The organism is Ruegeria sp. HKCCD7559 (assembly GCF_013110575.1).
In the GTDB taxonomy this organism is placed as follows: Bacteria; Pseudomonadota; Alphaproteobacteria; order Rhodobacterales; family Rhodobacteraceae; genus Ruegeria.
In genome coordinates this window covers 315,760-335,856 of sequence record NZ_WVQU01000001.1, presented here as the reverse complement: position 1 = coordinate 335,856, position 20,097 = coordinate 315,760, and the positions used below count along the sequence as shown (strand labels likewise).

Sequence of the window (20,097 nt, the reverse complement as noted above, 5' to 3'; positions counted from 1 at the left end):
CAACTCAGAGCTGTGCCATCACCTCATCCGAGGCTTCGAAATTGGTCGTGACACGCTGCACGTCGTCATCGTCTTCCAGCGCGTCCACCAGCTTCATCAGCTTTTGCATGTCTTCCAGACCCAGCTCGGTCGTGGTGGTCGGCTTCCAGACCAATTTGGTGGATTCCGATTCACCCAGCGCGGCTTCCAACGCGTTCGAAACGTCGTTCAGATCCGTATCCGCACACCAGATGATGTGGCCATCCTCTGAACTTTCGACATCTTCCGCGCCGGCCTCGATAGCGGCTTCGAAAATGGTGTCTGCGTCACCCGCCGTTGCCGGGTAAATCACTTCGCCCTTGCGTTCAAACATAAACCCGACCGAGCCCGTCTCGCCCAGATTGCCGCCGTTCTTGGAAAAGGTCGAACGCACGGTCGACGCAGTGCGGTTGCGGTTGTCCGTCATGGTTTCAACAATCACGGCCACGCCGTTGGGGCCATAGCCCTCGTAGCGGATTTCTTCGTAATCGTCGCCTTCACCGGCGGTGGACTTTTTGATCGCGCGGTCAATCACATCCTTGGGAACCGAGTTCGACTTGGCCTCTTTCACGGCCAGACGCAAGCGCGGGTTCTTGTCGGGATCGGGGTCGCCCATCTTGGCGGCAACGGTGATCTCTTTCGACAGTTTGGAAAACAGTTTGGACCGCGCGGCGTCCTGACGCCCCTTGCGGTGCTGGATGTTGGCCCATTTTGAGTGGCCTGCCATAATGCGTCCTCGTCATCGTGATTGCGTGTTCGGCGCTCATATAGACGTTTGCGGGGGGCAGGATCAAGAGAGCGGCTTGCGACGACATCACTGGCTTGTATGGTGACGGCATGACGACAGATCAGATCATTCTTTTTGCGCTTTTCATTACAGTCTTTGGAATGCTGCTGTGGGGCCGGTTTCGATACGACCTTGTGGCCTTTGCCGCGCTGATGATCGGCGTCGTGCTGGGCGTCGTGCCGGTGGATGACGCCTTTGCCGGGTTCGGACACCCGGCCACCATCATCGTGGCGCTGGTTTTGGTGGTTTCTGCCGGTTTGGTCCGGTCCGGAGCAGTGTTCCTGATCACCCGCACGCTGGTGGATGCCTCGCGGGGTCTGGGCGCGCATATCGCCCTGATGGGTGGGATCGGTGCGGTTCTGTCGGCCTTCATGAACAACGTAGCGGCGCTGGCGCTGCTGATGCCCGTGGACATTCAGACCGCACGCAAGGCCGGACGATCAGTGGGCCTGTCGCTGATGCCGCTGAGCTTCGCCACTATTCTGGGGGGGATGGCGACGCTGATCGGCACACCTCCGAACATCATCATCGCGTCGATCCGGGCCGAAACACTGGGCGAGCCGTTTCACATGTTCGATTTTGCCCCGGTCGGTGGGCTGGCCGCGATCGCCGGTCTTGCCTTTGTCGCACTGGTAGGCTGGCGCCTGATCCCCAATCGCGGACCGCAGGCCGAGACATCGGAAACCTTGGCCGAGTACATCGCCGAGCTGACCGTTCCCCCGGAATCCGCCCATATCGGCAAACGGGTCAGCGAGCTTTATGAGGTGGCCGAGAAATCGGACGTGGCCATCATCGGATTAATCCGGGATGGCAAGCGTCGTTATGGCCGGTCGGCGCACGCTGTTTTACAAGAAGGTGACGCGCTGGTTCTGGAAGCCCGACCCGAAGCGCTGGACGAGTTTCGCGCGGCGCTCAATCTCGACTTTTCGGACACGCGCCGGCAGGAATTGCTGACGGCTGAGGGTGACGGGCTGGAAGTGATCGAAGTCGTCGTGCCGGAAAGCGCGCGTATCACAGGTCGCACGGCACAAGGGCTTGGGCTGGCCTGGCGGCAAAGCACCGTTCTGATGGGCATCTCACGCCAGGGGCGCAGGATCACCCAACAGGTCCGCAAGACCGAGGTGGAACCGGGCGATATCCTGCTGCTGCTCTGCCCCCGCGACCGCGCTGCGGATGTTACGGAATGGCTGGGTTGCCTGCCCCTTGCCGGACGCGGGCTGAACGTTACTGCAAACGACAAGGCAGGGTTGGCCATCGGTCTGTTTGCCGCCGCTGTTTTGGCCGCGAGTGTAGGGTTGATCTATCTGCCCATTGCTTTGGGGCTGGTCGTGATTGCCTATGTGCTGACCAAGATCATGCCGATCACCGACATTTACAATCACATCGAATGGCCGGTGGTCGTACTGCTGGGGTCCATGATCCCTCTGGGCAGCGCTTTGGAGACCTCGGGCGGTACCGAACTGATCGCAAACGCCCTGATCCAGCTGACCGATGGTCTGCCCGCCTGGGCCATTCTGACCGTATTGATGGTTGTCACGATGACTTTGTCGGACGTGTTGAACAACACCGCCACCGCCATTGTCGCCGCGCCGGTCGGGATACAGATGGCACGCACGCTCGAGGTGTCACCCGACCCGTTCCTTATGACCGTGGCCGTTGCGGCCTCGGCTGCCTTCCTGACCCCCATCGGGCACAAGAACAACACACTGGTTCTGGGGCCCGGCGGCTATCGGTTCGGAGATTACTGGCGCATGGGATTGCCGCTGGAAGTGCTGATCATAGCCGTTTCTGTTCCCGCCATTCTTGTATTCTGGCCGCTGTGACCGGTAAAGGCTGCGCATGAAACCCTTTTTGATCCTGCAACTGCGCCCCGAAACAGATGCGTCCGACGCCGAATATGCCTCGATCCTGAACCGGAGCGGGTTGTCTCCTGAACAGACGCATCGCATCCGTTTGGATTGCGACGACCTGCCAGAAGGGTTGGATGTCACGGAGTATGCCGGTGTCATCGTAGGCGGCGGACCGGGATGCGTCAGTGACGACCCGGCGACCAAATCCCCGCTGGATGCCCGGATCGAGGCTGCGATCATGGGATTGATGCCGCAGATCATCGCACAGGATCACCCATTCATGGGCTGCTGCTATGGCCTTGGCATTCTGGCGGCTTACCTGGACGGCGACGTCAGCAAGGCCCGGTATGGCGAACCCGTCGGACCATCCACGTGCCACCTGACCCCGGAGGGGCGGCAGGATCCGTTGACCGCCGGGTTGGAACCCACCTTCGACGCTTTCGTTGGCCACAAGGAAGCGGTTCAGGCTCTGCCAGAGGGATGCGTGCACCTTGTCGCGTCAGACCCCTGCCCGTTCCAGATGATCCGTTGGGGGCAGAACGTATACGCCACGCAGTTCCACCCAGAAGCCGACGCCAGGGATTTTGAACAGCGCATCAATATCTACAAGAACCACGGCTATTTCCCGCCTGAAGACGCGCAAAAACTAATCGACCACTGCCATTCGGCCGATGTCACGCAGCCGGGCGAGATCCTGCGCCGGTTCGTTCGGCGATACGAATGACCCAACGGCGCGGTTGCCTGCGCCTTGCCCCCTCGCATAGGCTGATCTGACGCAACTTTGGGAGGAGTTGTCCTTGGATTTGCTTTTGAATGTCGGCTTGCCGGTGTCGCTTGCCATTATCATGTTGTCTCTGGGCATCGGGCTGGAGGTGGCAGACTTCCGTCGTGTCCTGAGCCGACGACGCGCCTTTGCCATCGGGGCGGCAAGCCAGATTGTTCTCTTGCCAGTCGCGGCCTTTGTGACGGTCAAAATCTTTGCATTGCCCCCCGAGATCGCGGTTGGTTTCATGCTGCTCAGTTTTTGCCCGGGCGGCGTAACCAGCAACATCCTCTCCAAGCTCGCCAAAGCCGATGTCGCGCTTTCGGTCAGCCTGACCGCCGTGATCAGCCTTTTGTCGATGGTGACCGTGCCAATACTGGCCGCGTGGTCGATCAGGCACTTCATGGGCGACGAAGCCCCCGAGGTTTCGATCACCGGTCTGGCTGTTGCATTGTTTCTGATAACAACGCTGCCCGTGGCCATCGGGGTCGGAATTCGCAACTTTGCAACAGGGTTTGCAAACCGCGTAGAGCCGGGATTGTCGACGCTCGCGACCGTTTTGTTCGTGCTGATCGTTGCCGCGGCACTGGCCGGGAACTGGCAATTGTTCGTCGACAATCTTGGCATCATGGGCGCAGGTTTGATTTCTTTGAATATCGCCCTGCTGTTCATCGGGCTCGGGCTGGCGCGGATATCAAACCTGTCCTGGAATGAGTGCAAGACGATCTCGATCGAAACCGGAATTCAAAACTCCACGCTGGGCATTACACTGGCGGCGCTGATCACGAATACCGAAAGCGGGTTCAGCCCGCTGGCCCTGCCCTCGGCAGTTTATGGCATTACGATGTACGCCGTGGTTCTGCCGTTTCTTGTCTGGTTCCGCAGGCGCTGAAAGGACCGTTATGACAAACAACACTGCTGATGCGATCGTAATCGGTGCTGGTCTGGCCGGATTGGCCGCCGCCGCCGAACTGGGCGACCGAGGTAAGAAGGTAATCATACTCGATCAGGAACCAGAAGGTTTTCTGGGCGGTCAGGCCTTCTGGAGCCTGGGTGGCCTGTTCATGGTCGACACGCCGGAACAACGCCGCATGGGTATCCGCGACAGCCACGATCTGGCATTGCGCGACTGGATCGGAAGTGCACAGTTTGACCGCGAAGAAGACATCTGGCCCCGCAAATGGGCCGAGGCCTATATCGAGTTCGCCGCCGGTGAAATGCGCCCCTGGCTGCATGACATGGGCCTGCGCTGGTTTCCGGTCGTGGGTTGGGCTGAACGTGGCGGGTCTTATGCAAACGGGCATGGCAATTCCGTCCCGCGCTTTCACATCACCTGGGGCACCGGACCCGGCGTACTGGAACACTTCATCCGCCGGGTCCGCGACCATGTCAGCGCCGGCCTGATCCAGCTGAAGTTCCGCCATCAGGTCAGCCATATCATCATGCAGAACGGCGAGGCCAAGGGCGTCTCGGGCGAGGTTCTGGCCGATGACGCGGCCCCGCGCGGCGGCAAGACCAACCGTGACGAGGTGGGCGAGTTCGAGGTCTATGCACCATCCGTCATCGTCACCTCGGGCGGGATCGGTGGCAATTTCGAGATGGTGCGCCAGAACTGGCCCCGCGACCGCCTGGGCGAACCGCCCAAGGACATGGTGGCGGGTGTGCCCTTCCATGTGGATGGTCGGATGATCGCCATCAGCGAAAAGGCCGGTGGCCATGTCATCAACGGAGACCGCATGTGGCATTACACCGAAGGCGTGCGCAACTGGGATCCGATCTGGCCCGACCATGGCATTCGCATTCTGCCCGGTCCCAGCTCGATGTGGTTCGACGCGCGCGGAAACCGGTTGCAGCCCCCCTGCCTGCCCGGGTTCGACACGCTGGGCACCCTGCGCGAAATCCTGAACACCGGCTATGAATACAGTTGGTTCGTCCTGACACAGAAGGTGATCAAGAAAGAATTCGCCCTGTCCGGGTCTGAACAGAACCCCGATTTCACATCAGGCAGCTGGAAGGAAGTGATCCGGCAGCGCATCCTGTCGGGGTCGAAAGCCACCGGCCCGGTCGAGGCGTTCAAGGAAAAGGGCGGGGATTTTGTCGTCGCCAACACGTTGACCGAACTGGTGAGTGGCATGAACCATCTGGGCGGGGGTCTGATCGACGAGGCGCATCTGCGCGCCCAGATCGAAGCACGGGATTCACAGGTGGACAATCCGTTCTCAAAGGATGCGCAGATGATGGCGATCCTGGCGGCGCGCAACTATCGCGGCGACAAGCTGATCCGCACCGCCGAACCGCACAAGTTCCTGGACCCCAGGAATGGCCCGCTGATCGCGGTCAAGCTGCACGTGCTGACCCGCAAGACACTGGGCGGTTTGCAGACCAATCTGGACAGTCAGATGATCGGCGCCGACGGTCAGGTTGTGCCGGGCCTGTTCGCAGCCGGCGAAGTCGCCGGGTTCGGAGGCGGTGGCTATCACGGCTACAACGCGCTTGAGGGAACTTTCCTGGGCGGCTGCATCTTTTCGGGTCGCAACGCCGGACGATCGAGGGCCATCGCGTGACAGCCCTGCCCTATTACTTGCGCATCATTTTGATCACCGGCTCACCCTGAGCATCCAGCAAGGCCAGCGCGTTGCCTTGCATCGCGAAGGTTGTGACACTTTGCATCGCCTTGAGAAACTGCCGCTCGACCTCATCCAGCGGGGGTGGGCAAGCCATGAGCGTTGCAGCCATATTGTCCGGGAACGCAATCCGATTGTCAGAAATCTCGGCCTGGCCACTGAACCGGTTGCAACCTCCGCTGCCTGAAAATGCCCCGCCCTGCCCAAAAGCAAGTTCAGGACGTTTCTCTGTCTCGACAGCCGCACCATTGAGGCCCGAAGCGACCCATTCGGTGTTTTCCAGCATCACGGCACCTTGGTGTTGCACCTGTATCATCAGCAGGTCAGCAGAATTCTCGGCCCCATGTGTAAGTACCGGATAAACGGTATCCGTGGTGAACAACAGCTTTTGCCCCTGCATGACCGAAGCACGCACGGCGTATCTGCGCCCGTCCTGAATCAATGCGTCATCATAAGTCAGTTCGAACTGCGCCGGCACACCGGTCAAGGAATATCTCTGCGCGGCAAGCGTTTCGGCCGGCGCATCCGCCAATGAGATATCCTGAAGCTCGACGAACAAGGTCGTGTCAGGCGGAAGCGCAATACGCTCTCGGTAGGTTGCAGTTCCTTCGACGGTTCCGGCAAGCGATGCGCCGCTCAAAACGGTGGCGAAAGCAACCGCAGGAAACATGGTGCGGCCGAATGTCAGCATGGCAGTACCCCTTTAAGTAATATTTCTACAAAAGATTGCTGTTCATCCGACATTTACAAGTACGCCGCGGATAAAGCGGCAAATCTGTGCCGATGTCATAACGGCCAGATCAACGGGATCAGCAGAGACGCCAACAATCCGACCGTCAGGTTCAGCGGCACACCGACCTTCATGAAGTCGGTGAACCTGTAGCCCCCGGGGCCATAGACCATCATGTTCGTCTGGTATCCGATCGGAGTTGCAAAAGACGCCGAGGCCGCCACCATGACCGCGACGACCAGTGGGCGCGGATCTATTCCGACCGCCTGAGCCAGACCGATGGCGATCGGGGTGACCACAACCGCCACGGCGTTATTGGAAACCAGTTCCGTCAGCACCGAGGTCAGCAGGTAAATCGCCCAGATAATCAGGAATGGCGGCAAGACACTGAGCCCCGGCGCAACGGCCTCGACGATCAGAGAAACCGCGCCCGAACTGTCCAGTGCAGCCCCAATGCCCAGCATCGCAAAGATCAACGCCAACAGGCGACCTTCCACAAAAGAAAACGCCTCATCCGCATCGATACAACGGGTCAACAGAACCACGGCGCAGGCCACAATCGACAACAACAGGATGGGCGCAATGCCCAGCGCGGCAAGGGCAACAATCCCTACAAGAGCCCCAATCGCAATCGGTGCGTGGCTGCGACGGAAGGCACGAGCCGATGGCTGGGTGACGTCCACCATGTCCATTTCCGCCGCCAGCCGCTGGATATCCGCCGGGGCACCTTCCAAAAGCAGCGTATCCCCAACCCTGACCACCAAGTCATCCAGTTGACGACCGATATTCTGGTTGCGGCGGTGCACCGCCAGCACGTAAACGCCATAACGACGCCGAAGCCGCATCATCCCAAGGGTCCGACCCACCAGACGGCATCCGGGCGTGATCAACACCTCAACCGTCTTGGTTTCAACGGCCGATACCTGATCCACGCGTTTGAGTTCCCTGTTGCGCTGAAGGCTCAGAAGCTCGGTCATCTCGGTGCGTAGAACCACCCGGTCGCCGACCTTAAGTTCGACGCCTTTCAGGTTGCGCCGCAACGACTCATCCCCCCGGATGACATCGATCAGGCGCACGCCGGGGCGTTTGAACAACTGCACGCCGGTCACTTCGCGCCCGATCAGGTTGCTGTCCGGCGGAATGACGGCCTCGGTAAAGAACTTCATCTTGGACCGGTCGCTGAGCAGCGACGCCATGCTGTCCCGCTCGGGCAACAGTTTCGGCGCGATGAACCGCAAATAGATCATGCCGTAGATCACCAGCGCGATCCCCAGCGGCGTGACTTCGAAAATCGTAAAGGGTTTCATCCCCTGCGCGCGGGCCACACCATCGACCAGCAGGTTGGTGGACGTGCCGATCAATGTCAGCGTGCCGCCCAGAATGGCCGCATAACTCAGCGGAATCAGCAATTTGGACGCGGGAACATTCAGGGTGCGGGCGATTTGCACAAAGACCGGTATCATCACCACGACCACTGGCGTATTCGAAACCACCGCCGAGGCCAGCACGACAAACCCCATGAGCAAAGCGATTGCGACACGCGGGTTCACCTGAGCTTGCTTTTGCGCGGTCGAGGTGAACGAATCCAGGGCTCCGGTCCGCACCAAAGCCCCCATGATGATGAACATCGCCGCAATCGTCCAGGGTGCCGGGTTGGACAGAACTGCAAGCGCACTCTGATAGGGCAGAATGCCGGTTACAAGCATCAGTGAGACACCGCCAATGGCCACGACTTCGGTCGGATAAACCTCGCGCAGGAACATGATAAACATGCCCGCAACGATGACCAGCGCCAGAACTGCGCTTCCTGTGTCTGTCAGTGAAAGGAAATTCATTCGTGGTATTCTGTCCGAACCCGGGCCCAAGCGCCTGATGACATGCAGTTTCACGCATTGCGCCCGACAGAGCAAGCCTGACGATGACTATTCGGGCCCGGCTTGTTCCAGGCGCCCTCCGACGCGCACCATGCGCACGGTTTTGGCTTTTCCGTCACGATCATCGGTTTCCACGAACACGCCGCTTAGTGTGGCTTCGCCGTTTGCAGGGGTAAAGCGCGCCTTGGGCATGCCGGTGATGAACCGGCGCATGGGCTCCTGCTTGTCCATGCCGATGACCGAATCGTAATCTCCGCACATGCCCGCATCGGTCAAATACGCAGTGCCCCCCGGCAGAATCTGGGAATCCGCCGTCGGGACATGGGTATGCGTTCCCACCACAAGGCTTGCACGTTTGTCGCAGTAGTGCCCCATCGCCATCTTCTCGGACGTGGCCTCGCAATGCATGTCCACGATGATCGCCTGCGCCTGCCCGCCTCTGGGATGAGATTTCAGGATCGGTTCGATAGCCGAGAACGGATCGTCGAACGGGCGTTTCATAAAGACCTGACCCAGCACCTGAACCACCAGAACCTTGCGCCCCCCCGGGGCCGTGAACAGCCGATGACCCCGCCCCGGCGCTCCTTTGGCGAAATTGACGGGTCGTATGATGCGCTGTTCCTTCTCGATGAATTGCAGCATGTCTTTCTGGTCGAACGCATGATCGCCCAGCGTCAGGCAATCCGCTCCGGCGTCGAGCAACAGCCTGGCGTGATCTCCGGTCAGCCCCATGCCGTTCGACGCGTTTTCGCCATTGACCACGACAAAATCCAGCCGCCATTCGTCGCGCAGGCGCGGCAAATGCTGCTGAACGGCAGCGCGTCCCGCGCGCCCCATGACATCACCAAGAAACAGAATCCTCATGATCCGGGTCGTAGGGGCTGTACTTGGCAATAACAAGGCGGAAGCGTGAAATTAACGGCAGACTTGGGGGTTGAAATCAAATTCTGCCGTGGCAATGTTTCGATACGTCTCTTGAATACAGAAGGAATTCTTCGTGAAGTCGTCAATTGTTCTGACCGGCTGCCTTTTGGCGGCAACTGCTGCCGCTGCCGAAGGCACCAAGACATCCATGCCCAACCCCGCCGCGACCTTTTGCATTGAAAACGACGGGACCTACCAGCTTCGTAAAAACGAAGACGGCAGTGTCTATGGCGTCTGCATCCTGAAGGACGGCACCGAGGTGGATGCTTGGGATTACTTGCGCAGCCATTTCGAGCAATAGCAGCTAGAAGGTCAGCACGCGGCTTTCCGTGACAACCATATCTAGCGGTTGGTCGGTTGGCTCGAGCGGCAGGTCCGCAGCCTCTTGCGCATCAAAAGCAAAACCGATGGCAAGCGTCGGGCGTTTGGCGCGCAGACCTTCCAGCGTTCGGTCATAAAACCCGCCGCCATACCCCAGGCGGCCACCATTTGCGTCGAAGGCGACCAGTGGAACGATCAGAATTTCGGGGTCGAAATAGTCATCCACCTGGGGCACTTTTGCACCGAACGGGCCGTCCTTAAGCACACCGTCCGGCGTCCAGCGAGAGAATTTCAGCGGCTGACCGGCTGTCTGAATGACAGGTACCCCCACCGGGCCATAAGCCGATGCTTCGGCCATCGCAGGCACCGGGTCGATCTCGGTCCGGATCGGCATGTAACCTGACAGGGGCACGCCGCGATAGCCTGCCAGAACCTCGGACAAGCGCCCGGCTGCGCCCGGCAAGCGGGCATCAAACGCGGCCTTGCGGCGGGCAAATGCCGCTTTGCGCGCTGCGGCTTTGATATCGGTCAGATCGGTCACAGTAGCACCACGCTGGCAAGCCCAAGAAATATGAAGAAACCCATGACATCCGTCGTGGTTGTCACAAAGGTTCCTGAAGCCAGAGCCGGGTCAATTCCCAGACGATCCAGCACCACCGGTACTACCGTACCTGCGAACCCGGCGATGATCATATTCACGACCAAGGCCGACCCGATCACGACACCCAGCAGCGGGGAATCGAACCACAGCATCCCCACGGTCCCCAACACGATGGCAAAGCAGAGCCCATTCAGCATCCCCACCAGCAGTTCCCGCCTGATAACGCGCATCACGTTCGAATTTGTCAGGTCGCGCGTCGCCAGCGCACGCACCGCCACGGTGAGCGATTGTGTTCCTGCATTGCCGCCCATTGACGCAACGATCGGCATCAGGATGGCCAGCGCGACCAATTGATCAATTGCCGCCTCGAATTGCGAAATCACCAAAGAGGCACAAATCGCCGTGCACAGATTCACCGCCAACCAGGGCAACCTTCGCCGGCTGGTTGCCGCCACACTGTCAGACAACGAGCTTTCGTCGCCAACGCCGGCAAGACGCAGAATGTCCTCTTCGTGCTCTTCATCCAGAACGACCATCGCGTCGTCAATGGTGATGACACCGACCAAACGACCATCCGCATCCACCACCGGGGCCGAGATCAGGTGATACTGGTTGAAGGCATAAGCCACGTCTTCCTCATCCTGATCGACGGGGATGATGTGAAACTCTTCTTCTGCCAGATCAATCAGCGGCACTTCACGACGCGCCGCCATAAGCTTGCCCAACGTCACCTGAGCAACCGGTTTCAGGCGCGGATCGACCAGAACGACATGATAGAACTGCTCGGGCAAATCGTCATTGGCGCGCATGAAGTCGATAGCTTGCCCGACGCTCCAATGTTCCGGCGCCATGACGACTTCCCGCTGCATGAGACGACCGGCCGAGTTCTCGGGGTAGGACAGTGCCTGCTCGGCTGCGATCCTTTCGGAAACCTCCAATGCGTCCAGAATGGCTTCCTGCTGCGGTTCCTCAAGGTCTTCCAGCAGGTCAACGACATCGTCGCTTTCCATCTCGCGCACGGCTTCGGCCAGAACATCCGGGTTCAGAACCGAGATCACCTCTTCACGAACCGATTCATCCAGTTCAGACAGGATGTCGCCGTCGAACTCTTTGTCATACAGGCGGATCAGGCGCGCCCGGTCAAACGGATTGATCTGTTCAAGAAGGTCGGCAATGTCGGCCGAGTGCAGCGGCTCCATCAACTCAACCAGCTTGTCGCGGTCGTCTATGTCCACCGCGTACAGAATCGCCGCTACTGCCTTGGGGTCCAACGCATAGGCGTCTTCATCCCGGGGCTGATCGTGTCCGGCTTCGTCTCTGCCTGTCGTCATGCTCTGCCCCTTTTTTACGATTTGCCCTTAAATAGAAGAAGCAGCTACCGGAAAACAATGACAATGCGCCGATTTACCCACTTCTTTCGTCCGCCTATGCTGGTGTGCGGTTCCAAACAGGTGGAGAACAGGGAAAATGGCGCAAAAGACGCTTTTGAAAGGGCGTGTTCTGAGTTTCACAGGATCACCCTTCGACGGAGAGCCGACCGAGGCGACCCGGCTGGACGAAGCGGTCGTGATCGAACACGGGCGAATTGCAGAGGTCGGCACCGCCGATGCGCTGAATAAAGCCCATCCTGACGCGGTTACGAAGGATCACGGAACGCGCCTGATCATGGCTGGGTTCGTCGATCCACATGTGCATTATCCACAGACAGCAATGATCGCCAGCTGGGGCAAACGGCTGATCGACTGGCTGAACACCTACACCTTCCCGGAAGAGATGAAGTTCGGCGATTTCGACTATGCGACCGAGATCGCCAACCGGTATCTGGACCTGACGACCGCCCACGGCACCACGACTATGTGCAGTTTTTGCACGATTCACACTGAAAGCGTCGATGCCTTCTTCACCGCGGCGCAACAGCGTGGGCAGCGTGTCGTCGCCGGCAAGACCTGCATGGACCGGAACGCGCCCGAAGGGCTGCGCGACACCGCGCAGACGGCTTACGACCAATCCGCCGCCCTGCTGGAAAAATGGCATCGCGTCGACCGCTTGTCCTATGCGATCACGCCGCGCTTTTCACCGACCTCGACCCCGGAACAGCTCGAGGCCATGGGCGCGCTTTGGGCCGAGCATCCCCATTGTCTCATGCAAACCCACCTGAGCGAGCAAACGGATGAAATCGAATGGGTTCGATCCCTGTTCCCTGAAGCAAGGGATTATCTGGATACCTACGAGAAATTCGGCCTGTTGGGCCAGAACGGCCTGTATGGCCACGTCATCCATCTGGAAGACCGGGAACGGGATCGGCTGCGCGAGGTCGATGCCTCTTTGATCCATTGCCCCACGTCGAACACCTTCATCGGATCGGGATTGTTTGACATGAACGGGCTGATCCATGATGGCCACCGGATCGGTCTGGCCACCGATACCGGCGGCGGGTCCAGCTTTTCGATGCTGCGCACCATGGCCGCCGCTTACGAGATCGGCCAATTGCGCGGCCGTCCCCTGCATCCGGCGCAATTGCTGTGGTTGGGCACGGTCGGATCCGCCCGAAGCCTGCGTATGGACGACTGCATCGGCAACATCGCTCAGGGGATGGAGGCGGATCTGGTGGTAATCGACCTCGCCTCGACCCCCGCCATCGCCCAGCGCGAGGCCCATGCAGAAGATGTTTGGGAAGCGATCTTCCCAACCATCATGATGGGCGATGATCGCGCCGTGGCTGAGGTCTGGATCGGCGGACAACAGGCGGCTTAGGCCTGCAACGCCCGGGCAAGCGTGTTCTGGCGTTCGATCACGCGGGGCAGATCGATGGTCGTTATGTGCCCGTCACGCACGATCTGGCGGCCTTCGACGAACAGATGTTTCACAGACATCGGCCCCGCCAGAAGCAGCGCCGCCGGATCCCAACTGCCCGCGCTTTCGATGCCGCGGGTATCCCACACCGCAATATCGGCACGTTTTCCGGGCATCAGCCGTCCACAATCGGGACGTCCCAACACATCCGCGCCGCCGCGCGTCGCGATCTCGAGCGCTTCGCGGGCCGACATGGCATCTGCACCATTGGCGACCCGTTGCAGCAACATCGCCTGGCGCGCCTCAAGCATCAGGTTGCCATTGTCATTGCTGGCGGATCCATCGGCGCCGAGGCCGACCTTGACGCCCGCATCGCGCATCGCCCGCACCGGTGCGATACCCGATCCGAGGCGGCAATTTGAACAGGGGCAATGGGCCACGCCTGTTTCCGAGCGCGAGAACAGATCAATCTCGGCCCCGTCCAGCTTAACGCAATGGGCGTGCCAGACATCCGGACCGGTCCAGCCCAGTTCCTCGGCATATTGCCCCGGGCGGCAGCCGAATTGCGCCTGCGAATAGGCGATATCCTCATCATTCTCGGCCAGATGGGTATGCAACATCACGCCCTTGTCTCGCGCCAGCAACGCCGCATCGCGCATCAGGTCGCGGCTGACGGAAAATGGTGAACACGGGGCAAGGCCAACGCGGCACATGGACCCGTCCGACGGGTCGTGAAACGCGTCCACGACACGTACCATGTCGTCCAGAATAGCGGCTTCGTTTTCCACGAGGTGATCCGGCGGCAAGCCCCCGTCGCTCTCGCCGATGCTCATCGCGCCGCGTGTCGGATGAAACCGCATCCCCAACTCGGACGCGGCCGCGATCGTATCCTCAAGCCGCGCGCCGTTGGGATAGAGGTAAAGGTGATCGGAACTGAGCGTGCACCCCGACAGCGCCAGTTCGGCCAAACCGATCTGAGCCGAGGTGAACATTTCCTCCGGCCCGAAACGCGACCAGATCGGATAGAGCGTTTGCAGCCACCCAAACAGCAGCGCATCCTGCCCGCCCGGCACCGCCCGTGTCAGGGTTTGGTAAAGATGGTGGTGGGTATTCACCAGGCCAGGTGTCACCAGACAACCTGAAACATCATGCACCTCACCCTGTGTTTCCAGTCGCTGCCCGATCCGGGCAATCTGCCCGTCGCGGACCAGAATATCGGCCTTGGACAATTCCTGCCGGGACTCGTCCATCGTCAGGATCAGATCAGCATTCTTGAGTAGGGTTTCCGTCATTTCGCGCTCCTGCATCTGCCCGTCTCATGCAAGAAGTGCGTCGGCCGGTGGAAAACGGGCGCAAGAACCGGCCATCACCGGTGTAGTTGCCTTTGATGCGCCGGGCAACAGAATTCAGAATTGGCGGAGTATCTCAAGCGCTGCGGCGTGAAGGTCAGCGTTTGCTGCGGCCAGGGCCCGGCCGCCTTGATGTGCGGGGCCGCCCTGCCAATCGGTCACAATACCGCCGGCCGCCTGAATAACGGCAATCGGCGCTTGGATATCATAGGAATTCAAGCCCGCCTCGATCACCAAATCCGCCTGCCCGGCAGCCAGAAGCGCATAGGCATAGCAATCCATTCCATAGCGCGTCAGCTGTACCTGCTCGGACACCGCCTGAAACCCTGCGCGGTCCTTCGGGGTTCCAACCTCAGGGAACGTGGTAAACAAAGTCGCCTGATCCAGCGCCCTGGTATCGCGCGTTTGCATTCTTCTGGTGCCCTGCGGACCGGTCATGTGAGCACCGGAAGACGATCCGACAAAGCGCTCTCCGATATACGGCTGATCGATTACACCCATAAAAGGCCCGTCCTGATCACTCAGCGCAATCAGAACACCCCAGGTTGGCGTGCCGCTGATAAACCCGCGGGTCCCATCGATGGGGTCCAGTACCCAGGTGCGGCCACTGGTGCCCGTATGCGCGCCGAACTCCTCGCCCAGCACACCGTCATCCGGGCGCCGCCGCGCCAGAACGTCCCGCATCGCCTGTTCAGCCGCACGATCAGCCACTGTGACCGGGTCGAACCCATCGGCCAGCTTGTTCGTAGTTTCCAGATTTGTTTGACGAAAAAAGGGGAGTATGGCCTCACGCGCAGCTTCGGCCATTTCTTCGGCAATTTCGATATCGCTCTGTGTCGTCGGTTGCATGACCCTGAGGTGCGAGCAATCCGCGACAAAGTCAAGTCAGTCAGGCAACGTCGCTGAGAACCCGCGCCAGCTCGAACAGGCGGCGACGCTGATTTTCCGGAATCGCATAGTAAGAGCGCACCAGATCCAAAGCCTCTTTGTCACCCATCAAGTCGGCAGGGACGGATTTCTTGTCCGCATCGCCTTTCTGGGCTTCTTCCAGACCTTCGAAGAAAAAGCTGACCGGAACATCCAGCGCCTCGGCGATGTCCCACAGGCGGGATGCGCTGATTCGGTTGGCACCGGTCTCATATTTCTGGATTTGCTGAAACTTGATACCAACTTGCTGCGCCAACTGCTGCTGGGTCATCCCAATCAGCCAGCGGCGATGCCGAACGCGCTTGCCCACATGGACATCGACGTGATGAGTCATTGGTATTCTCCTATACTACACAAACATCTGCACGGGATTTTGCGACGTCCGATATCGCAGTTTTAGAGAGCTCCCCTTAACCGCTCCCTAATACGGACTGTACCGCCCCCCGTTTACAGCACTGATTATCTATAATGCCGGTTTTGAGATTTTTTTCAAGCTGGTTGAATCGAACGCCCCTGACAGGGATTTGTGGTTGTATTACCCAAAGCCTTTACAGAACCGTTTTCCTGCAACTGAATCCTCCTTCAAAATCGGGTGCCTTTTGAGCCCGCGCAGCAAACGGATTGACTTTTCTGACGGCACACGCGCCTATGTCGGAAACTCTTGAGGAACAATATGCGGGCCTATTGCATTCCATCCGACGGGGCGCCTGCCCAGCTTTGTGACGTGAAAATACCCGAGCCGGGCGAAGGTCAGGTGCGGGTCGCGATAAAAGCTTGCGGCCTGAATTTCGCCGATCTGCTGATGCAGACGGGCGCGTATCAGGACACGCCACCTGCCCCATTCACCCTGGGCATGGAGATCGCCGGTATCGTGGATACAGTCGGGCCTGGCGTTTCAACGCTCAGCCCAGGCGACCGGATCGCAGTCTATTCCGGTCAGGGTGGGTTGGCCGAGTACGGTGTATTCGACGCGGATCGTGCGATCGTGCTGCCGGACGACACCGGATTCGAAGACGCCGCCGCCATCCAGATCGCATATGCCACCAGTCACATGGCCCTTGATCACAGGGCACGCCTGCAACCGGGTGAAACCCTTCTGGTCACCGGCGCAGCGGGAGGCGTCGGCCTGACTGCCGTCGAAATCGGCAAGCTCATGGGCGCCACGGTCATCGCGCAGGCGCGCGGCGAGAACAAGCTTGCCGTTGCCCGTGCCGCTGGTGCCGATCATCTGATCGATGCTTCCGAAGACCTGCGCGAGCGGGTCAAATCGCTGGGTGGCGCAGATGTCGTCTATGACGTCATCGGCGGGGATGTGTTCAAGGCCGCATTCAGGGCCACCAATCCCGAAGGGCGTTTGCTGCCCATCGGATTCGCCGGGGGCGATATCCCGCAGATTCCGGCCAATCATCTGCTGGTCAAAAACCTGACCGTGATCGGGGTGTATATCGGCGGCTATCTGAAGTTCCGCCCCGAAGCTGTGCGCAACAGTTTTGACACCCTGTTCAAGTGGCATTCTGAGGGCAGGATAAAACCGCATATCAGTCATGTTCTGCCCCTTGAAGATGTCGCACATGCAATGCAGTTGCTGAAAGAGCGCAAGTCGACGGGCAAGATCGTGATCACGCCCTGATCGCGATCATCCAACCACGGCCCGCAACTGGGTACCGCCCAGCAATCTGAAGTTCTGTCGCACCAACTGTGCCAGAGCTTCGACAACCGCATCCCGGCCCTGCTCGCCACCGTAGAGGTTGATCATGTGTGCAGGTAGATCCGGCAGGGCCCCACCCGAGTCGATCTGTTCAAGATGTGCGGCCTCGGTTCCGTCCAGCATTGCGTGAACCGCAAGATCGGCACTGACCGTGGCTTCTATGGTACGGTCGTTTTCGGTTTCCACGGACAGCTCCCACGGTATTCCGGCCGCATCCAGTGCCGATATGACCTGCGGTCTGAACAAGCAGCGCCGCCCCAGCGCCAGAGGCAACGGGCGCTTGCGCCATGCGGACCCGCCCGGCGCGCCGATCCAGCGCAACGGCAGCTCTGCGATGGTCTCTGCGCCATCGGCCGAAGACGGTTCGGTCGTCAGGATCACATCACATTCGCCCCGCTTGAACATGTCTTTCAATTGCAGTGAATAGGACGACACCAACTGCACCCTGACGCGGGGAAAATCGGCATTGAACCGTTGCAGGACCCGGGGAATCGCGGGGTAGACGATGTCATGGGGAACGCCCAGAACCACTTCGCCCTCAAAGGCCTGATCGGTGAGTTTTGAGATTACCTCGTCATTCAGGGCAATCATGCGGCGCGCGTAGGCCAGCAGCTGCTCACCGGATGCGGTCAATGCAATTGTCCTGCCGCTTCGGTCCAGCAACTCCAGGCCCAGCAGCTCCTCCAGCCGCTTCAGCTGCATGGACACCGCAGACTGCGTCAGGTGCAGAAATCCGGCGGCGCGGGTTACACCGCCCTGATCCGCCACCGCCACAAAAGATCGCAGGGTTGTAATGTCCAGATTTCGCATCTTCACGATTCCTTATGCGTTCCATCAATAATATTCGTTTTAAAAATATGTCATACTCACCCATATCAATCAAGGAAATTGATGACACCCATCGAAACCATCAAAAATTCGGAAAGGACACGTTATGACTCAACTCGCAATCCATAATCCCTGCAAACCAGCCAAACGTTCTTTGGTGTCCCTGATCTCACAAGCGTTCGAACTGTCCAGACAGCGGCGAAAGCTGGCACAGCTGGATGCCGCCGTGCTGGACGATATCGGAGTCACCCGCGAGGAAGCATCCGCAGAAGCAAAACGCTTTTTCTGGGATGCACCTCAATTCTGGAAAAGGTAACTGTGACTCTCATATTTTCATGGCGATGGGCGACCGTGAGTCGCCTGTTGGCATTTTTGTTGCGTGTTTTAGTCGGTTTTCGCCCGGAATCTCTTGAAACACAGCCCCTTGTTGCCGATATTTAGAGGGAAAACCGCCCCGCTCTGCCGGGGCGCTCTAACTTGACGACTAGGGAGACCCTTTGATGGCACAATTCGACACGATCCGGACGGCATCCGGCGCGCGCGCCGCCGAGATTGATCAGGGCCTGCGCGCCCACATGAACAAAGTCTACGGCACGATGTCCGTCGGCATGCTGATCACCTTTGCAGCGGCCTGGGCAATTGCCGGTCTGGCAACCACAACCGATCCGTCGGCAGCCGCCGCTCAACTGAGCGAAAGCAAGTATCTGACGTCGTTTGGTTACTCGCTGTTTGCGTCGCCTCTGAGATGGGTCATCATGTTTGCCCCGCTGCTGTTTGTCTTTGGCTTTAGCGCCGGGATCAATCGTATGTCGGCCTCGGCTGCTCAGCTGGTGTTTTACACCTTTGCTGCGGTCATGGGTGTCTCGATCAGCTGGATTTTCCTTGTGTTCACCGGTGAATCGATCATTCAGGTGTTCCTGATCACTGCAATCGCCTTTGCCGGTCTGTCGCTTTATGGCTACACGACCAAGAAAGACCTGTCGGCAATGGGCACATTCCTGATCATGGGTGTGATCGGCCTGATTGTCGCCTCGATCGTGAATATCTTCATCGCCTCGTCGGCGATGGCTTTTGCGATCTCGGTTCTGGGCGTACTGATCTTTGCCGGCCTGACAGCCTATGACACGCAGAACATCAAAAACACCTATCTGCAAATGGCCCATTCGGGCGATCAAGAATGGTTGGGCAAAGCCGCGATCATGGGCGCGCTGAGCTTGTATCTGGACTTTATCAACATGTTCATGTTCCTGCTGCAACTGTTTGGCAATCGAGAATAAGCGACCGGAATAGCCGACTTCCAAGGGCGGGCCTTACGGGTCCGCCTTTTTGTTTGCCGTGAACCAAACAAAAACCCCCGCCGAATTCGGCGGGGGTTTTGGACTTGAGAGAGAAATCTGTTAGCTGCAATTCAGCGGAACGGCAAAGCCCGAGCTCTTTTCCGAGGTGCCTTTGCGGTAGACCTGACCAGCCGGCAGACAGCCGGTAAAACGCTCTGCTTCTTCCGCAAAGCCTACACCGACCGAATTGTCGACCTTCACACTGTTAGAGCGCGTACGCAGCACACCAAATAAGGTGCCGTTGACGCTGACAGTGCTGAGGAACAGGTTTGTGTCGCTTCCTTGCAGTTGAACAGCAGTGTTTGGCGTCTGCCCGCCATTGTCTATTGCAACCGAAGCCACCTTGGACGGGTCAACCTCATCACTCAAAAGCGTGACTGTCCGCAGTTCCGCCAGCTCTGCCGGAACGTTGGTCGCGTCTGGCAGAAAGGCGACGGCCCCGGGTACGTCCGAAATCGTGCGCGGTTCGCCATCGATTCCAGTAAACCCGACACCTTCGCGGTTAAACGGGTCTTCACAGGCCGCTAGGGTCAGAACGGCAATTGTGGATAACAAGATTTTTTTCATGGCGGTCAACATTTTGTGGCGGTTTGCTGAAGCGTACTTGCAGGTTCCCATAAAAAGCAAGCCGCAGGGGATGCGATTGTCCCAAACGCTGATGCG

At 59.1% G+C, this 20,097-nt stretch carries 20 protein-coding genes; 9 read left to right on the top strand and 11 right to left on the bottom strand.

The window, feature by feature from the left end; genetic code table 11:
* Nucleotides 1-4: 4 nt before the first annotated feature.
* Complete coding sequence (locus GS605_RS01665; protein WP_152458737.1) at nucleotides 5-745, bottom strand: YebC/PmpR family DNA-binding transcriptional regulator; 741 nt, start codon at nucleotides 743-745, stop codon at nucleotides 5-7.
* 110 nt (nucleotides 746-855) lie between these two features.
* Here GS605_RS01665 and GS605_RS01660 point away from each other — a divergent pair, with 110 nt between their 5' ends.
* The 4 genes from GS605_RS01660 (at nucleotide 856) to GS605_RS01645 (ending at nucleotide 5,982) form a co-directional block, all read left to right on the top strand.
* A complete protein-coding gene (locus GS605_RS01660; RefSeq protein ID WP_171722872.1) occupies nucleotides 856-2,628 on the top strand; it encodes an SLC13 family permease in 1,773 nt (590 codons plus the stop codon).
* Between the two features lie 16 nt (nucleotides 2,629-2,644).
* A complete protein-coding gene (locus tag GS605_RS01655) occupies nucleotides 2,645-3,379 on the top strand; it encodes a glutamine amidotransferase (protein WP_171722871.1) in 735 nt (244 codons plus the stop codon).
* A 73-nt stretch (nucleotides 3,380-3,452) separates the two neighbouring features.
* Nucleotides 3,453-4,310, top strand: coding sequence for a bile acid:sodium symporter family protein (locus GS605_RS01650; RefSeq protein ID WP_171722870.1), 858 nt, complete (start codon nucleotides 3,453-3,455; stop codon nucleotides 4,308-4,310).
* 10 nt (nucleotides 4,311-4,320) lie between these two features.
* Nucleotides 4,321-5,982 carry an FAD-binding dehydrogenase gene (locus GS605_RS01645; protein WP_171722869.1) on the top strand — a complete coding sequence of 554 codons (1,662 nt, stop codon included), beginning with the start codon at nucleotides 4,321-4,323 and terminating at the stop codon, nucleotides 5,980-5,982.
* A gap of 13 nt (nucleotides 5,983-5,995) precedes the next feature.
* On the opposite strand, the gene GS605_RS01640 is transcribed toward GS605_RS01645, so the two are convergent.
* The 3 genes from GS605_RS01640 to GS605_RS01630 form a co-directional block, all read right to left on the bottom strand.
* The gene (locus GS605_RS01640) at nucleotides 5,996-6,733 is read right to left on the bottom strand and encodes a YbaY family lipoprotein (protein ID WP_253283231.1); all 738 of its coding nucleotides are present in this window, start codon (nucleotides 6,731-6,733) and stop codon (nucleotides 5,996-5,998) included.
* A gap of 95 nt (nucleotides 6,734-6,828) precedes the next feature.
* A complete protein-coding gene (locus tag GS605_RS01635; protein WP_171630849.1) occupies nucleotides 6,829-8,607 on the bottom strand; it encodes an SLC13 family permease in 1,779 nt (592 codons plus the stop codon).
* A gap of 87 nt (nucleotides 8,608-8,694) precedes the next feature.
* Nucleotides 8,695-9,510 carry a TIGR00282 family metallophosphoesterase gene (locus tag GS605_RS01630; protein ID WP_171722868.1) on the bottom strand — a complete coding sequence of 272 codons (816 nt, stop codon included), beginning with the start codon at nucleotides 9,508-9,510 and terminating at the stop codon, nucleotides 8,695-8,697.
* Nucleotides 9,511-9,643: 133 nt separating this feature from the next.
* Here GS605_RS01630 and GS605_RS01625 point away from each other — a divergent pair, with 133 nt between their 5' ends.
* Nucleotides 9,644-9,871, top strand: coding sequence for a DUF333 domain-containing protein (locus GS605_RS01625; protein WP_224853568.1), 228 nt, complete (start codon nucleotides 9,644-9,646; stop codon nucleotides 9,869-9,871).
* A gap of 3 nt (nucleotides 9,872-9,874) precedes the next feature.
* On the opposite strand, the gene GS605_RS01620 is transcribed toward GS605_RS01625, so the two are convergent.
* Nucleotides 9,875-10,432, bottom strand: a complete 558-nt coding sequence (locus GS605_RS01620; RefSeq protein WP_171722867.1) for a 5-formyltetrahydrofolate cyclo-ligase — start codon at nucleotides 10,430-10,432, stop codon at nucleotides 9,875-9,877.
* The gene (mgtE, locus tag GS605_RS01615; protein ID WP_171630845.1) at nucleotides 10,429-11,823 is read right to left on the bottom strand and encodes a magnesium transporter; all 1,395 of its coding nucleotides are present in this window, start codon (nucleotides 11,821-11,823) and stop codon (nucleotides 10,429-10,431) included. The genes GS605_RS01620 and mgtE overlap by 4 nt, the downstream gene beginning before the upstream one ends.
* Nucleotides 11,824-11,959: 136 nt before the next feature.
* Between mgtE and guaD the strand changes: the two genes are divergently transcribed.
* Nucleotides 11,960-13,246: a guanine deaminase gene (gene guaD, locus GS605_RS01610; RefSeq protein ID WP_171722866.1), complete on the top strand. Its 1,287-nt coding sequence runs from the start codon at nucleotides 11,960-11,962 to the stop codon at nucleotides 13,244-13,246.
* Here the strand turns inward: guaD and GS605_RS01605 are convergent.
* The 3 genes from GS605_RS01605 to GS605_RS01595 form a co-directional block, all read right to left on the bottom strand.
* Nucleotides 13,243-14,577, bottom strand: a complete 1,335-nt coding sequence (locus GS605_RS01605; RefSeq protein WP_171722865.1) for an 8-oxoguanine deaminase — start codon at nucleotides 14,575-14,577, stop codon at nucleotides 13,243-13,245. The two genes, guaD and GS605_RS01605, sit on opposite strands and share 4 nt — an antisense overlap.
* A gap of 114 nt (nucleotides 14,578-14,691) precedes the next feature.
* Entirely contained in the window at nucleotides 14,692-15,483 is a 792-nt protein-coding gene (gene hisN / locus GS605_RS01600) for a histidinol-phosphatase (RefSeq protein ID WP_171205361.1), read from the bottom strand.
* Between the two features lie 40 nt (nucleotides 15,484-15,523).
* A complete protein-coding gene (locus GS605_RS01595) occupies nucleotides 15,524-15,895 on the bottom strand; it encodes a helix-turn-helix domain-containing protein (RefSeq protein WP_152458749.1) in 372 nt (123 codons plus the stop codon).
* Between the two features lie 339 nt (nucleotides 15,896-16,234).
* Here GS605_RS01595 and GS605_RS01590 point away from each other — a divergent pair, with 339 nt between their 5' ends.
* Nucleotides 16,235-17,191 carry an NADPH:quinone oxidoreductase family protein gene (locus GS605_RS01590; protein WP_171722864.1) on the top strand — a complete coding sequence of 319 codons (957 nt, stop codon included), beginning with the start codon at nucleotides 16,235-16,237 and terminating at the stop codon, nucleotides 17,189-17,191.
* 6 nt (nucleotides 17,192-17,197) lie between these two features.
* Here GS605_RS01590 and GS605_RS01585 read toward each other — a convergent pair whose 3' ends face one another.
* A complete protein-coding gene (locus GS605_RS01585) occupies nucleotides 17,198-18,079 on the bottom strand; it encodes a LysR family transcriptional regulator (RefSeq protein WP_171630835.1) in 882 nt (293 codons plus the stop codon).
* A gap of 124 nt (nucleotides 18,080-18,203) precedes the next feature.
* On the opposite strand from GS605_RS01585, the gene GS605_RS01580 reads away from it, so the two are divergent.
* On the top strand, nucleotides 18,204-18,413 hold the full coding sequence (locus GS605_RS01580) for a DUF1127 domain-containing protein (RefSeq protein WP_171630833.1): 210 nt from the start codon (nucleotides 18,204-18,206) through the stop codon (nucleotides 18,411-18,413).
* Between the two features lie 184 nt (nucleotides 18,414-18,597).
* Nucleotides 18,598-19,374, top strand: a complete 777-nt coding sequence (locus GS605_RS01575; protein ID WP_171722863.1) for a Bax inhibitor-1/YccA family protein — start codon at nucleotides 18,598-18,600, stop codon at nucleotides 19,372-19,374.
* A gap of 120 nt (nucleotides 19,375-19,494) precedes the next feature.
* Here the strand turns inward: GS605_RS01575 and GS605_RS01570 are convergent, their stop codons facing one another.
* Nucleotides 19,495-20,001, bottom strand: coding sequence for a hypothetical protein (locus GS605_RS01570; protein ID WP_171630828.1), 507 nt, complete (start codon nucleotides 19,999-20,001; stop codon nucleotides 19,495-19,497).
* Nucleotides 20,002-20,097 lie beyond the last annotated feature (96 nt).